Source organism: Neobacillus jeddahensis (genome assembly GCF_000612625.1).
Classification (GTDB): domain Bacteria; phylum Bacillota; class Bacilli; order Bacillales; family Cytobacillaceae; genus Neobacillus; species Neobacillus jeddahensis.
Window position 1 is genome coordinate 138,226 of record NZ_CCAS010000002.1, and the last position, 15,112, is coordinate 153,337.

The window sequence follows — 15,112 nt, forward strand, 5'->3', positions numbered from 1 at the left end:
AAGCTACCCAATTTGGATAGCTTTTCAATTTAGCTTTGTTTTTACAGCTAATTGCAATAATTCCTCTGCATGCTTTTTCGTTAAATCGGTTATTTCAGCCCCTGAAATCATCCGGCCAATTTCTTTGATTTTCTCTTCAGTTTTCAACGGGTTAACCGATGTTTTCGTCCTTCCCCCTTTAATCATCTTCGCTATAAACAAGTGGGTATCAGCCATCGCAGCAACTTGTGGTAAGTGAGAAATACATAAAACCTGCGAATCATATGCCACTTTATAAATTTTTTCTGCAATCGACTGGGCTACTCTACCACTAACCCCCGTATCTACTTCATCAAAAATAATCGAGGTAACACCTTGGTGCTTGGAAAAAATACTCTTTAAGGCCAACATAATTCGTGATAATTCTCCACCCGATGCAACCCTAGAGAGCGGCTTTAATGGTTCCCCCGGATTTGTAGAAATAAAAAACTCAATATGATCAACACCATTTTTCGAAAAATGTTCTAGATCGGATTCAAATCGGATCTCAAAAATGGTTTTGGCCATATATAATTCTTTCAGTTCTTTGTGAATTAATTTTGTGAGCTTTTCAGCCCATTTATGACGGATTTCAGTTAATTGTTGAGCTTCAAGAGTTAAGTCCTTTTTAATCGAGGTTAGTTCTTTTTCCAGTTCTTCAATATGTGTTTCTTTATTTTGTAGTGTTTCGATTTCTTCTTCAATCATCGCGGAATATTCTACAATTTCATCAATTGATTTACCATATTTACGTTTCAACTGATTAATTTCATTCAAACGATCTTCAATTTCATTTAACCTTTGGGGATCGTATTCCAATAAATCCAATTCATTTCGTAATGTATGGGCAGCATCCTCTAATTGATAAAAGCTATTGGAGACGGATTCAAATAGCTCCTTATAGGTTGAATCCAATGTGGCAGCATCCTCAATATGCCCCATGACCATCCCAATCCAATCTAGCCCCTTCTGTTCCCCGTGGAGGGCATTATAACCTGATTGAATGGCTTCAAATACTCGTTCAAAATTCCCCAATTTTCTTTTTTCCTCGAAAAGTTCTTCATCTTCACGAGGTTTTAGATTAGCATTTTGTATTTCATCAAATTGAAATTGTATTAAATCTAACCGGTGAGCAGTTTGTTGATCATTTTCACTTAATAATTTTAATTTATGTAAAGTGTGTTCATATCGGCGGAATACTTCAGTATATTCATTTTGTGAAGGAAGTATTTCCTCAGCCCCGAATTGATCAAGTAAAGGTAAGTGTCTCGTTTCATCCATGAGTTCTTGATGTTCATGTTGACCATGAATATCAACAAGTGTTGATCCAATTTCACGCAATGTTGATATTGTTACCAATTTCCCATTCACTCGGCAAACGCTTTTACCTGATTTAGAAATGTCACGGCGTAAAACAACCATTCCTTCTTCGATGTCGATCCCAAATTCTAATGACCTCATTATAACTGGATGGCTAGGATCATCCAGTTGGAATAGACCTTCGATTTCGGCCTTATCTTCCCCGTGACGTACAAATTCTGCCGATCCTCTACCGCCTACTAGTAAGTGTATGGCATCGATAATAATTGATTTTCCTGCACCTGTCTCCCCTGTTAAAACGGTTAATCCCTTTTCAAATGAAATGGATAAGGCTTCAATAATAGCGAAATTTTTTATTGATAGTTCTGCTAACAAGAAACTCTCCCCCAATTAAAGCATGTCAAGGAATCGGTTTGTGATGATTTCCGTGTCTTCAGGAGTACGGCAAATAATTAACATTGTATCATCACCACAAATCGTTCCTAATATTTCTTCCCAATCGAGATTATCGATAAGTGCCCCGATCGCCATTGCATTCCCTGGTAAACATTTCATTACCAATAAATGTCCGGCCGAATCAATCCTTACAAATGCATCGATTAATGACCTTTTTAATTTCTGTAAAGGGTTAAATCGTTGGTCAGCTGGCAAACTGTATTTATACCGTCCATCCGTTAAAGGTACTTTGACAAGGTGTAATTCTTTAATATCCCTTGATACAGTTGCCTGTGTAATATTATATCCTGCACTTTTTAATTCATCTACCAACTCATCTTGTGTCTCAATATCATTGCTGGCAATAATTTCTCTTATTTTTATATGGCGTTGACCTTTATTCATTTTTTCACCCCATAATCATTGAAAACATCAGTTGTATCTACCCATATGTTAGCCGATTTTTGCAAACTTGTACAATTATTCTTAAAGCTATTACTAAGTCCAGTTTGCTATTCACTTACCTAATAAAATCCATAGATAAAAAGTAAAACATAAAAGGATAAGCATCTGCCTATCCTTCTGGATTTTGTTTCGTTTTGAATTCTTGATGTGAGGCCTTCACCACTTCATCAGGACTGACAGGTAAAAGATTGCTTCCTGCTTCTCGTTCACCTTCCCATGTAAGATGTAACAAAAATTCAATATTGCCGTCACCGCCAGTAATCGGAGAAAAAGATAAATTGCTTACTGTATAGGATTCCTTTATAGCAAAATTCACAATTTTGTCAATTACTTGTAGATGAACCTTTTCATCGCGTACAATCCCTTTTTTACCAACCTGGTCACGCCCTGCTTCGAATTGTGGCTTTACCAGGGCGACAATATCACTGCCAGGAATTAGAAGAGTTTTTAATACAGGCAAAATTAATGTTAAAGAAATAAACGATACATCAATCGATGCAAAGTTTGGCATTTCACCATGAAGGTCCGCAGGAGTCACATAACGAAAATTAGTTCTTTCCATTACCACAACCCGTTCGTCTTGTCTAAGTTTCCAGGCGAGCTGATTGTAGCCTACATCAAGGGCATACGACATTTTTGCCCCATTTTGCAGCGCACAATCGGTGAATCCTCCGGTTGAAGCACCAATATCTAATAAAACCTTTCCCAAGACATTCACATCAAAAACTTTTAAGGCCTTTTCTAGCTTTAATCCCCCCCTGCTTACATAGGGAAGCATTTTTCCTTTAATATTCAGAGGAATATCGACTTTTACTTTCTCACCAGGTTTATCTAAACGTTCTTCGTTCGTATAAACTAACCCAGCCATGATCGCCCTTTTTGCTTTTTCGCGTGTCTCAATTAGACCTCGTTCAACAAGTAAAACATCTAAACGTTCTTTATTTTTCATATTTTATGCCCTTTGTTGTTTTTTCCTAGCCAAAACGGAAATCCTTTTCATTACTTCATCAGTTGTTAAGCCAATCTCTTCCAGCAAGGAGTTAACATCTCCATGTTCAATAAATTGATCAGGTATTCCCATCCGATCAATTTGTGCATGATTGAAACCTTTAGTTTGGGCAAACTCAAGAACAGCGCTCCCAAATCCCCCCTGTAATACTGCTTCCTCAATTGTGAGAACCGGAATATTATTATCTAACAGATTGGTTAACATTTGTTCATCCATTGGTTTAATAAATCTTGCATTCACAACGGACACTGAGATCCCTTGTTCCTCAAGAGCGGCGGCTGCCTCCATTGCCATTGGAATCGTCGTACCGAAGGTTAAAATAGCAGCATCATCGCCTTCTTTTAATACCTCCCAAGTCCCAATCGGTATAGTTTGGAATTCTTCATCCATTTGTACACCAACTCCATTCCCACGAGGATACCTCATCGCGATTGGACCATCATCATACCGTAAAGCCGTATAGACCATATGTTGTCCTTCATTCTCATCTTTCGGCATCATCAGGACGATGTTAGGAATATGCCTTAGAAAGGCAATATCAAATACCCCCTGATGTGTTTCCCCATCGGCACCTACTAAACCAGCACGATCAATTCCAATAAAAACATTTAAGTTTTGACGGCAAATATCATGTAAAACCTGGTCATATGCTCGTTGCAAAAAGGTTGAATAAATCGCTAAAAATGGCTTCATATTTTGAGTTGCTAAACCTGCTGCAACCGTGGCAGCATGCTGTTCGGCAATTCCTACATCATACATTCGCTTAGGAAACTCACTGGCAAACCCTTCTAGTTTAGAGCCTACTGGCATCGCTGGAGTAATGGCCACTATTCGCTCATCACTACGTGCCAGTTTTCGAACGGTTTCGCTTACAAGACTACTCCAAGCAGGCGGCTGTTTTTGTGTAGGTTTAACAAAATCACCCGTGTCCATCTTGTAAGGGCCAGTTCCGTGCCAAGTACCTATTTTATCGCTCTCTGCCGGTTTATACCCTTTTCCCTTCTTGGTAATAACATGCAGGAGAACTGGGCCTTCTGTTTTCTTAGCATAAGCCAGATTTTCAAATAAATTTTCAAAATTATGGCCATCGATTGGGCCTAAATACGTAAAGCCTAGTTCTTCAAAAAACATGCCTGAAACAACTAAATACTTAAGACTATCCTTGATTCGTTCAGCTGTTGCTGCAAGTTTCCCGCCGACAGCAGGCACTTTCTTCAACAAGACTTCAAGTTCATCTTTGACCCATTGATACTTTCCAGCGGTCCGCAATTGACCAAGGATATTGTGAACAGCACCGACATTCGGGGCAATGGACATCTCATTATCATTCAAAATGACAATCATGTTTTTCTTTTCATGACCAATATGATTTAAAGCTTCTAAAGCCATTCCACCCGTTAATGCCCCATCCCCAATAACTGGGATAACAAAGGATTTCTCCTTTTTCAAATCCCTAGCAATAGCCATTCCCATTGCAGCTGATAGTGATGTAGAGCTGTGCCCTGTCTCCCACACATCATGCTCACTTTCGATCCGTTTCGGGAAACCACATAGTCCTTTAAACTGTCTTAAGGTGTCAAATTCACTGGCTCTCCCTGTTAATATTTTATGAACATAGGATTGATGACCTACATCCCAGAGAATTTTATCCTTAGGACTATTAAAACATTTATGTAAAGCAATCGTTAATTCAATAACCCCTAAATTCGGTCCGATATGCCCACCCGTCACAGACAGTTTTTCAATTAAGAATTGGCGAATGTCTTGACTTAAAGCCTCCAACTCTTTATTCGACATCCCTTTTAAAAAGGATGGGTCCTTTATTGATAATAAATCCATTTTGGGACCACTCACTTTCATACATTTTCTTTCTAGATTATTGCAAACAAATTAGATTTATCTTTGTTAGGTTTTCACGAATTCTGTAAAAATAGCCGCTAACACATAAGTGATAACGGCATGAACAACGCTCTCTTATTGAGACGATTATAACATACTAAATTCAATGCCTCAAACCCCTCATTTTAATGGTCCCTTGAAGCAACTAAATCCGTTATTTCCCTAAGCAAGTTAGTATTTAAGTCGGTCTTAATCAGATATTCCTTTGCTTGCAAAATCTGATTATGTAGTGCAGCTTTTGCGCCCTCAAGTGATAAAAGCTGTGGGTAGGTACTTTTTTGATTGGTAGTATCACTTCCAACTGGTTTCCCTATTATCTCTTGATTGCCAACCTGATCAAGAATATCATCCTGTATTTGAAATGCAAGGCCAAGGTGATGAGCAAAAGCTGAGAGGTTGTCTAGTTGAGATGGGTTCGCTCCAGCTAAAATTGCCGCAGCGACCACGCTAAACCTAAGCAGTTTACCCGTTTTATGAATATGTATATATTCTAGTTCTTCAAGGGATAGTACTTTCCCCTCCCCTTCCATATCGGCAACTTGACCACCAACCATTCCTTCCGTACCGGCAGCTTTTGCCATTTCCACCACTAACCTTAACTTTGTATCAGCTGAGGCAAAGTCTTTTGTTAGTAACCCGATAACCTCAAAACTGTAGGTTAACAACGCATCACCAGCTAAAATGGCAATGGCATCCCCAAAAATTTTATGATTCGTCGGTTTTCCTCTTCTTAAGTCATCATTATCCATACTTGGCAGGTCGTCATGGATTAAGGAATATGTATGAACCATCTCAATAGCGGCCGCAGCAGGAATTCCTTTTTTGGGGTCTATTCCAAACGCATCTAAGGTGGCAAATAAAAGGAGTGGGCGGATTCTTTTCCCGCCTGCTTCAAGGGAATAAATCATGGATTCCTTGATTACTAAAGGGGCATCCAGCTTTTCAACTAGCACTCTTAGCTCCGATTCAAGTAGCTTTTTGTATTCTTGTGCAAATGCGTCTAATAACCCAGTTTCCAAGTTTATTCCTCCTCAATAGAAAAACTCTCCGTTCGTCCATCCTCCGTAATGATTTGTGTCAGTTGTTCCTCGACATTTTTTAATTTATCATGACAAAGTTTGGAAAGCTCCATACCATCCTTATAGAAAAGAATTGCTTCTTCCAATGGAACGTCTCCTTCTTCCAGCTTATCAACGATTTGTTCAAGCTTCGTCATTGCTTCTTCAAAGGTTATTGTTTTTTCATTCGTCACTCTTTTCACTCTCCTTTATGGAATTCACATTGCAGATAAGGCTACCGTCGGTTAATTGAATCTGAACTTTTTCATTCACAACTACGTGATGGACACTTTTCACAAGGCGATTATCCTTAGAATAGGCCAAACTATAGCCTCGTTCCATTATTTTCAATGGACTTAATGCTTGCAGGGTTGACAGGATTCGATCGAATTCCGTTTGCTTTTTCCCTAGTATCTGTTGCATGAAGCGATTCATATCTTTTTGCGTCCGTTCAAGTCGCTTTTTTGCCTCCATCACTGCTTCGTTAGGGTGGTTTCGTTGTAATCTTTTAAACAGGGTATCATGCTGATTTTTTTTCAATGTAGATAATCTGGACGTCCCTCGGACAAGCAATTCAGTTAATTTGTCAAGCTGTTCTATCTTTTGTTCGTAGAGGCGATGAGGATAACGAAAGGCATACGATCTTTGAACACGATTTAACCTTTCTCGTTCGAACTGAAACTTTCCATTCATAGCTCGGAGCATACGGGTTTGCCGCTGGAAAATCCGCTCCACTAACTCGTCAATATGAGGGACTGCTAACTCTGCTGCACCTGTTGGCGTTGGTGCTCGCAAGTCCGCTACAAAATCGGCAATTGTAAAGTCTGTTTCATGCCCAACTGCTGAAATAATGGGAATCTTGGAGGCAAAAATCGCACGTGCAGTTAGTTCCTCGTTGAATGCCCATAACTCTTCAATCGACCCTCCACCACGTCCGACAATTAAAACATCGATATCATTCATACTATTTGCTTTTTCAATCGCCTTGACAATCGAGGGTGCAGCATTGTCCCCTTGCACAAGCGCAGGAAGAACAAGAATGTTGGCAATGGGATAACGTCGTTTTATTGTCGTAATGACATCCCGAATAGCTGCACCTGTTGGCGATGTAATAACACCAATTGTCCTTGGATAAAGTGGAATAGCTTTTTTTATTTCAGATGCAAATAGACCTTCATACTCCAATTTCTGTTTTAGCTGTTCATAAGCTAAAAACAATTCTCCAATGCCGTCGGGCTGCATTTCTTTGATATATATTTGGTATTGACCACTTGGTTCATATACAGAGACATCACCTTTTACAATTACCTTCATCCCGTTCTCAGGTGAAAATTTCATGAAACGAGATTGTTTTGAAAACATCACAGCCAGAATCCGGGCTTTTTCATCCTTTAATGTAAAATACATATGTCCGCTCGAATGCTGTTTGAAATTTGATATTTCTCCTCTTACATGAACTTCTCGAAGATGAGGATCCACATCAAATTTTCTTTTTATATATTTAGTTAAAGCATTCACAGATAAATATCTTTGTTCTTCCATAAGAAACTCCTTTTTGACCAAAAAAGTAATTGGCGATGTATGCCGTTTCCCAATAAGAATAAAACTGTCCTTATCCATTTTAAATTTAGCTCCTTCTATTGTCTGTAAAAAACAATAAGAGCTAAAAATAGAAATAAGATAAGGACAAGATCCAACTTAATCGCGGTCAAGACTTTCAGCTGCTGATTTTAAGGTGTTATACATAAGCATCGTAATCGTCATAGGGCCAACTCCCTTTGGTACAGGAGTGATAAATCCAGCCTTCTCACTCACTTCATCAAAGGCCACATCCCCACAAAGCTTGCCAGCTTCATTTCGATTAATTCCTACATCAATAACAACTGCACCTTCTTTAACATGCTCAGCTTTTATAAAGTTTGGAATACCCACAGCAGCCACAAGGATATCCGCTTGATTCGTATGTAATGATAAATCTTTTGTTCTGGAATGGCAGTATGTCACCGTTGCATGCTGATTGAGAAATAATTGCCCAACAGGCTTACCGACAATATTACTTCTCCCCACAACCACTACATTTTTTCCTGCAATCGAAATACCCGTTTCCTCAAGTAATACCATAATTCCGTATGGAGTACATGGCAGAAAGGCATTTTGTCCTGTCATCATCCTACCAATATTAATCGGATGGAAGCCATCGACATCCTTTAAAGGTGAAATGGTTTCAATTACCTTTTTCTCGTCGATATGCTTTGGTAATGGCAGTTGAACCAAAATACCATGAATAGCTGAATCCCTATTTAATTCATCAATTTTCCCAAGTAATTCTTCTTCGGAAACTTTTTCATCCATTTCAATCAACAATGAATACATTCCAAGTTCTTTACATGTTTTTTCTTTATTATTCACATAAGTCTGTGATGCATGGTCACGTCCCACGAGAATAACAGCTAACCCCGGAGTAATCCCCTGTGTTTTAAGTCTCGCTACTTCTTCGGCAATTTCTAATTTTTTTTTCGCAGCAATTTCTTTTCCATTAATAATTTGAGCAGTCATAACCATCTCTCCCTTGTTCGTTAGGACTTTATTAATTAATCGGTAAGAAGCTTTTGTTTTACTTTTGAAAGAACACCATTAATAAACTTGCTTGATTGATCATCCCCGAATATTTTAGCGATTTCAATAGCTTCATCTAAAACAACATTCTCAGGAACTTCCGTTTTGCAGTATTTCAATTCATAAGTAGCCATTCTTAATAAATTTCGATCTACTGTTGCTAGTCTGTCTAAAGTCCATTTTTCGAGGTTTTCAGTGATTAATTGATCAATTTCTGATTTTTGTTCAACAACGCCTTCTACCAATTTTGATAGATATTCGTCACTTGACTCCCCTTCCAAGACATGTTCAATTGCTATTGCTGGTTCCGCACTACTTACGTCGATTTGAAAAAGAGCCTGTAGCGCTTTTTCCCTTGCTGTTCTTCTTTTCATTATACCGTTAACTCCTTTAGATATATTAAATAATTTTTGTCTATTTTCATACATAACTATTGGAAAAACACATTTAAGATAGCTTGCACATAAAAAGATAATAGCATAACTAAAATGGATTCGCACGGTATGGATGAAATTTATTAAAAAGGGAAGTATTCCTCCATAGGCCAAGAGTCACTTATAGGCAGGCACCCTCAGTTTTTTTCTATGGTTAAAAGTAGAAAAACCAAAGGTATGATCACCTTTGGTTTTCTTAGGCTATATCTCTGAATCAATCTCAGTCTCAATCTTTTGGTTTTCGAATTGAATACCAACCACGTGAATATTAACTTCTTCTGTCTCTAACGCTGTCATATTTAACAACGCCTGACGAATATTATCTTGTATTTTACCGGCAACTGTTGGAATTGAAGTGCCGAACTTCATTAAGCAATAGACATCAACTTTGATTCCAGTTTCAGTTAGCTCCACTTTAACGCCCTTACCGTGATTTTTTTTCCCTAAGCGTTCTACAACGCCAGTGGCAAAATTACCACGCATACCAGCTACGCCCTCTACTTCAGAAGCAGCAATCCCCGCAATAACCTCGATTACTTCAGGGGCAATTTCAATTTTCCCATGGCCATTATTCCCCTGTTCCATTTCCAAGACATTATACTCGCTCATCTAAGACACCTCCATCTATTAAATAGACTTCATCACATCGTGCAACTCTAAGAATTTCGTATTAAAGTTGCCTTCAACAAATTTTTCATGTTCTAGCAATTTTAAATGAAACGGAATGGTTGTATGAATGCCTTCTACTACAAACTCACTTAACGCCCGTTTCATTCTCGATATTGCTTCTTCCCTACTGCTGCCATAAGTGATGACCTTCGCAATCATGGAATCATAGTAAGGAGGAATGGTGTATCCTGGATATGCTGCTGAATCAATACGGACACCTAATCCACCAGGTGGTAAATACATTTTAATTTTTCCAGCAGAAGGTAAAAAGTTCTTTTCAGGATTTTCTGCATTGATCCGACATTCAATGGCCCATCCGGTGAAAGTAACATCTTTCTGATTTAAGGTTAGTTTTTCGCCGCTTGCCACTCGAATCTGTTCTTTAATAAGATCAATTCCAGTGACCATTTCTGTTACAGGATGTTCCACCTGAATCCTTGTATTCATTTCCATAAAATAAAATTTGCGATTGCGGTAGTCATATATAAATTCTACCGTGCCGGCACCAGAATAATCAACTGCTTTTGCAGCTTTTACTGCTGCATTCCCCATTTCGGCACGAATTTCTCCGTCTAGAGCAGGTGAAGGAGTTTCTTCAAGGAGCTTTTGCAGTCTCCGTTGGATTGAGCAATCCCTTTCGCCTAAATGAATCGTGTTTCCATATGAATCACCAAGTACCTGAATCTCAACATGACGAAAATCCTCAATATATTTTTCGATATATACACCAGGATTACCAAATGCAGTCAATGCTTCCTGCTGTGTTATGGTTATTCCCTTAATTAATTCTTGCTCATTTTTGGCTACGCGAATACCTTTACCGCCTCCGCCTGCTGTAGCTTTTATGATGACTGGATATTCAATCACTTTTACAAGCTCAAGTGCTTCATCAATATCATTAATAATTCCTGTTGAGCCTGGAACAATTGGAACCCCTGCTTCTCGCATGGTTTCCCTTGCGATATCCTTTGTCCCCATTTTTGTAATCGCTTCTGGGCTTGGCCCTACAAATGTAATTTTGCATTCTCGGCACAGCTCCGCGAAATCAGCATTTTCTGCGAGGAACCCATAACCGGGATGGATCGCATCACAGGCAGTTAGCTTTGCTACACTAATAATATTTGTTACGTTTAAATAACTGTCTTTTGAGGATGTAGGTCCGATACAATAGGCCTCATCTGCCAGTTGAACATGAAGTGCCTCACGATCTGCTTCTGAGAAAACGGCAACTGATTCAATTCCCATATCCCTACAGGCGCGAATAATCCTTACTGCAATTTCTCCTCTGTTTGCAATTAACAGTTTTTTTATCATCCTGTTACCGCTCCTTACTCAGGCTTTACTATAAATAAAGGCTGTCCATATTCTACTAATTGTCCATTTTTAGCGAGAACTTCAATAATTTCTCCGTTAACTTCGGCTTCAATTTCATTAAACAACTTCATTGCTTCAACAATGCAAACGATGGAATCCTTTGAAACCCTTGACCCCGCTTTAACATATTCGTCTGCATCTGGGGTTGGAGACGCATAAAAGGTCCCTACCATCGGTGACGTAATTTTGTGCAAGTTCGCTGTGTCTGCTTGAGTACTTACCTCTGGTTTTGCCGCTTCCTGAACTATTTCCTGGACAGATGCCGATACTGCTTGTTTGGCAGGTGCCTGTTGGATTGCCGGCACTAACTCAACTTCAGGTGAAATACGACTAACTTGCGAAACAACCGTAGTGGCGGAATTTTTCTTCATTTTGATCTTTGATCCATCAATTTCATATACAAATTCATCAATGCTCGATTGGTCAACCAATTTAATCAATTCGCGGATTTCTTGTACTTTTAACATTGAGTAACACTCCTTGTACAACTTTTATTAGTACTAACTACTAATACTATACGATAATATCTAGTAAAAGTTCAATAATCTAAATTAAAGTGCAGAACATTTCACCAAACATATCCTTTATACATCTTAATATTAATTTTATGAAAAAGGAATTTTTACAGGCTGATTGGAGTTCAAATGATTATTATTCCCCATTCTAATGGGAATAGACCAAAAAAAAAGGAAAGTCCTAGACCTTCCCATTGCTAAACTCTAAAATGGTTATTCGTTGCGTTCTGCTTCTATTCCGTCCGATTATTTAGCTGGTTGATATTCAACTGCTACATAATTGGTTTCATCAATTTCTTTTTTGACCTCAAGCATAATTTTATTTGCATCAGAGGCAGATGGCTTTTTCTTTGCTTTAACCGTCACGATTACCTTTTCTCCATCGGCTCTAACAAGGACATCATCATAGCCCATTGTTTTAATAAAGGTTTCAAGTAATTGTTCACTTTGGGCAATTTGATTCAATTTATCCATTTGATCTTTTACTTTACTTTTTTCGTCTGGTGATAGATCCGTTGATGCCAATTGTGTTGTCAAGTCTTCTTGTTGTTCACTGCGCAGGTCTTCTAGCTTCATCCGGAGTTCTTCAAATGCAACATCTCCAGCCAAGCTAGAGACGACTGTTTTACCATCTTTGGCCTCTGTCTTCGTTTTACCAAGATTTTGGTCCTTTGCATTTTGTTGAACTGCTGCTAGGTCACTATTCTTTAGCTCAGGAGAAGTAATGTAATAAACCGATAACACGACGACTAGACTTAACATTGTTAATAACCAAACCGTTTGTTTTTTCAAAAGCATTTGAAAATCCCCCTTTTATTTTTTAGGCATGACAGCAACTCGGTGGCTCGGTACTCCCAAAGCCCTTGTAACTGCTTCCTTAATCCATTTTTTCACTTCAATATTATCTGCACCCTTGGCGACTACTAGGACACCGCGGATGTCTGGCTTTTTCGTTTCTACCACGATGGGAACCTCTTTTTCACCTTCACGGATAATCACGAGTTGTTCATCAGTCGAGGAATCGACAACTTTACGCTGTCCTCCTTCACGGTCTGTTTCATCGGTTGTTTGCGATTTTGTCACTCGATTTTTTTCGAGAACTTTCTTATCCGTTGAATCAATCGTCACCACAACTGTAACATCATCTACCCCCAACATTTCCTGTAAGGCTTTCTTCATTTGGTCCTCGTACTTTTCCTCATATTCTGCAATTGCCTTATTTTCTGTACTCTTTTTCACTCCAAAAGTCGGAACATCTTCTTCCGCCTTTTCATTCGTTGAGGCGGGTAGTGCCGAAGAACTTGTTTCATTTTTAAACACGATATTTCCAACTAGCATGAAGGCTGCACCGATGCAAAGAACAAGAATCATATACTGGTATTTACCAGGTTTTTTCTCACCCTTTTCATCGAGTCTGAGTATTTTTTTGAGCCATGATAATGGTCCCTTATTGTTATCCATTTTTCTTTTTATTCCCCCCTTCAATCGAAACTTCCACTGTTTCTTCGGTTACATTCCATTTCTGTGAGAGAAATGAGGCAATTTTTTCTGTTTCTTCGGTAGATCCTTCAGAAGGAAGAGGTTGTTCAGTGTTAATTTCGATTTGTTTTACCGCTTCGACTGTCTTCAAGCCATCTTCTGGTTGTTTTAGAAGAACCATTACCTTTTGGAGGTTTTCAGGAAATGCTTGGTCACTTTTTTCATTTATGGCCAGGTCAATTTTTTCTATCTCCATTCCGTATTGCTCCATCAACTCCTCCTTAACACCCTTTTTTAGCTGGACAGCCAATTCTTCTAAAATATATGCATGTTGGGAGGCTTGTATTTCTTTTTTCTTTAAATCTATTAAATTTTCCATATTTTTTTCTCCTGGGGCTTGATAAGAAGGGATGGAACCAAGTGCTGATTCAAAATCCTTTGAGATTAATTTAAAGATAGGAGTAAGAATAATCGCGATTAAGAGCAGCCCTGTAACCATCTTGGAGTATTTTTGCATACTTGAGTTGGGTAGGAGCATATCAATGACTGTCGCCAGTAGGATAAAAAGGATTATATTAGTTACCCACTCTTTCAAAAAGTCCATTTAGTTTCCCTCCTATCTCATCATCATCGTTAAATTCCCCGCTGCCACAATGACAGTTATACTTAAAAAGAACATGAGCGATACAATTCCTAATGCAGCAAACACGTAGATCACGCTTTTGCTGATAATATCAAGACATTTAATCACGGGCCCCCCCCCTAATGGCTGAAGGATAGCTGCCGCAAATTTATAGATAAAGGAAATCATTAATATTTTTATCGCTGGGAATGCCACAATAATTAACAATATCGCAACCCCTGCAATCCCAACGGTATTTTTTAAGAGTACAGATGCGCTAACAACAGTATCTGTAGCATCGGTAAACATTCTCCCAATAACAGGTATGAAATTGCCTGTCACGAATTTAGCTGTTCTGATTGCCACACCGTCTGTAACAGCCGCTGATGCCCCTTGGACTGAAATAACCCCAAGAAATACGGTTAAGAAAAGTCCCATCAAGCCAATCGACCAGTTGCGTAAAAGTGCTGCTAATTGTGTCACCTTGTATTGGTCTGACATCGTACTGACGATACTAAGTAAAGTAGCTAAAAAGAGAAGTGGAAGGATAATATATTGCATAAATAATCCGCTCATATTCATTAAGAATAGAATAACAGGGTGAAAGAAGGCAGCGGATACGAGACCCCCAGAGGCCGCGATAAGCGCCAGGAGCAGTGGAACTAGTGAAAGAACAAAAGAGATCATCGTCCCGATCGCTTCGTTTGTATAACTGATAGCTATATGAAAACTATTTAGGGCCAGGATAACCAGTACCATATATACTATTGAATAAGCGATCTTGCTTATGGTACTTTTCTCGAAAGCGTTTTGCATGGATTGAAGAAACATACTAAAAATGGTTAACATAATTAATGACCCTAATAATTTCCCATTTGCGACAAATTCATGAAAGGCAAATTTTAAAACACCTTGTCCCCATTGTTTAAAGGAAAATTTTTTATCACCCTTTACAAATTCATATAGACTGCCTTTTTGACTTTCTGGAAGGAAACCGCCGTATTTAATCGTAATATCCTCCCAAAATTGTTTTAGTTCGGTAAGATCCAAGGTTTCTAGCTGAGCATCTACAAGTTCTTGTGGTGAAAGAGGATTTGCTGTGTCTTTAATCTCTTCAGAGGCTTGGACATTAGGACTAAATAAAAAAAAGAAGAAGAGAATCATAATAGGAAAAATCTGCAACCGCTGCTTCATTTCTA

16 protein-coding genes are annotated in these 15,112 nt (G+C 38.7%); all 16 read right to left on the minus strand.

The features are described from left to right. Positions 1 to 24: 24 nt before the first annotated feature. Complete coding sequence (recN, locus tag TY15_RS01555; protein ID WP_040208172.1) at positions 25 to 1,713, minus strand: DNA repair protein RecN; 1,689 nt, start codon at positions 1,711 to 1,713, stop codon at positions 25 to 27. 15 nt (positions 1,714 to 1,728) lie between these two features. Further along, positions 1,729 to 2,178, minus strand: a complete 450-nt coding sequence (gene ahrC / locus TY15_RS01560) for a transcriptional regulator AhrC/ArgR (protein WP_040208171.1) — start codon at positions 2,176 to 2,178, stop codon at positions 1,729 to 1,731. A 169-nt stretch (positions 2,179 to 2,347) separates the two neighbouring features. Beyond that, complete coding sequence (locus tag TY15_RS01565; protein WP_040208169.1) at positions 2,348 to 3,187, minus strand: TlyA family RNA methyltransferase; 840 nt, start codon at positions 3,185 to 3,187, stop codon at positions 2,348 to 2,350. Positions 3,188 to 3,190: 3 nt separating this feature from the next. Beyond that, complete coding sequence (gene dxs / locus TY15_RS01570; protein ID WP_040208168.1) at positions 3,191 to 5,086, minus strand: 1-deoxy-D-xylulose-5-phosphate synthase; 1,896 nt, start codon at positions 5,084 to 5,086, stop codon at positions 3,191 to 3,193. 185 nt (positions 5,087 to 5,271) lie between these two features. Further along, on the minus strand, positions 5,272 to 6,165 hold the full coding sequence (locus TY15_RS01575; protein ID WP_040208166.1) for a polyprenyl synthetase family protein: 894 nt from the start codon (positions 6,163 to 6,165) through the stop codon (positions 5,272 to 5,274). Positions 6,166 to 6,167: 2 nt separating this feature from the next. Then, positions 6,168 to 6,398 (minus strand): exodeoxyribonuclease VII small subunit, encoded by a 231-nt coding sequence (locus TY15_RS01580; RefSeq protein ID WP_040208164.1) that lies wholly within the window; start codon positions 6,396 to 6,398, stop codon positions 6,168 to 6,170. Beyond that, on the minus strand, positions 6,388 to 7,746 hold the full coding sequence (gene xseA, locus TY15_RS01585) for an exodeoxyribonuclease VII large subunit (protein ID WP_040208453.1): 1,359 nt from the start codon (positions 7,744 to 7,746) through the stop codon (positions 6,388 to 6,390). The genes TY15_RS01580 and xseA overlap by 11 nt, the downstream gene beginning before the upstream one ends. 156 nt (positions 7,747 to 7,902) lie before the next feature. Beyond that, positions 7,903 to 8,760 (minus strand): bifunctional methylenetetrahydrofolate dehydrogenase/methenyltetrahydrofolate cyclohydrolase FolD, encoded by an 858-nt coding sequence (folD, locus tag TY15_RS01590; protein WP_040208161.1) that lies wholly within the window; start codon positions 8,758 to 8,760, stop codon positions 7,903 to 7,905. Between the two features lie 35 nt (positions 8,761 to 8,795). Beyond that, positions 8,796 to 9,194, minus strand: a complete 399-nt coding sequence (gene nusB, locus TY15_RS01595) for a transcription antitermination factor NusB (protein ID WP_040208159.1) — start codon at positions 9,192 to 9,194, stop codon at positions 8,796 to 8,798. Positions 9,195 to 9,455: 261 nt separating this feature from the next. Continuing rightward, on the minus strand, positions 9,456 to 9,863 hold the full coding sequence (locus tag TY15_RS01600; protein WP_040208157.1) for an Asp23/Gls24 family envelope stress response protein: 408 nt from the start codon (positions 9,861 to 9,863) through the stop codon (positions 9,456 to 9,458). Positions 9,864 to 9,881: 18 nt separating this feature from the next. Next, complete coding sequence (gene accC, locus TY15_RS01605; RefSeq protein ID WP_040208154.1) at positions 9,882 to 11,237, minus strand: acetyl-CoA carboxylase biotin carboxylase subunit; 1,356 nt, start codon at positions 11,235 to 11,237, stop codon at positions 9,882 to 9,884. 14 nt (positions 11,238 to 11,251) lie between these two features. Next, complete coding sequence (gene accB / locus TY15_RS01610; protein ID WP_040208152.1) at positions 11,252 to 11,764, minus strand: acetyl-CoA carboxylase biotin carboxyl carrier protein; 513 nt, start codon at positions 11,762 to 11,764, stop codon at positions 11,252 to 11,254. 294 nt (positions 11,765 to 12,058) lie between these two features. Next, positions 12,059 to 12,610, minus strand: coding sequence for a SpoIIIAH-like family protein (locus tag TY15_RS01615; protein ID WP_040208150.1), 552 nt, complete (start codon positions 12,608 to 12,610; stop codon positions 12,059 to 12,061). Between the two features lie 15 nt (positions 12,611 to 12,625). Continuing rightward, positions 12,626 to 13,273, minus strand: a complete 648-nt coding sequence (spoIIIAG, locus tag TY15_RS01620; RefSeq protein WP_040208149.1) for a stage III sporulation protein AG — start codon at positions 13,271 to 13,273, stop codon at positions 12,626 to 12,628. Continuing rightward, positions 13,266 to 13,895, minus strand: coding sequence for a stage III sporulation protein AF (gene spoIIIAF / locus TY15_RS01625; protein WP_040208148.1), 630 nt, complete (start codon positions 13,893 to 13,895; stop codon positions 13,266 to 13,268). Before spoIIIAF ends, spoIIIAG begins: the two co-directional genes overlap by 8 nt. Positions 13,896 to 13,907: 12 nt before the next feature. Continuing rightward, a complete protein-coding gene (spoIIIAE, locus tag TY15_RS01630) occupies positions 13,908 to 15,107 on the minus strand; it encodes a stage III sporulation protein AE (RefSeq protein ID WP_040208147.1) in 1,200 nt (399 codons plus the stop codon). Between the last annotated feature and the right edge of the window lie 5 nt (positions 15,108 to 15,112).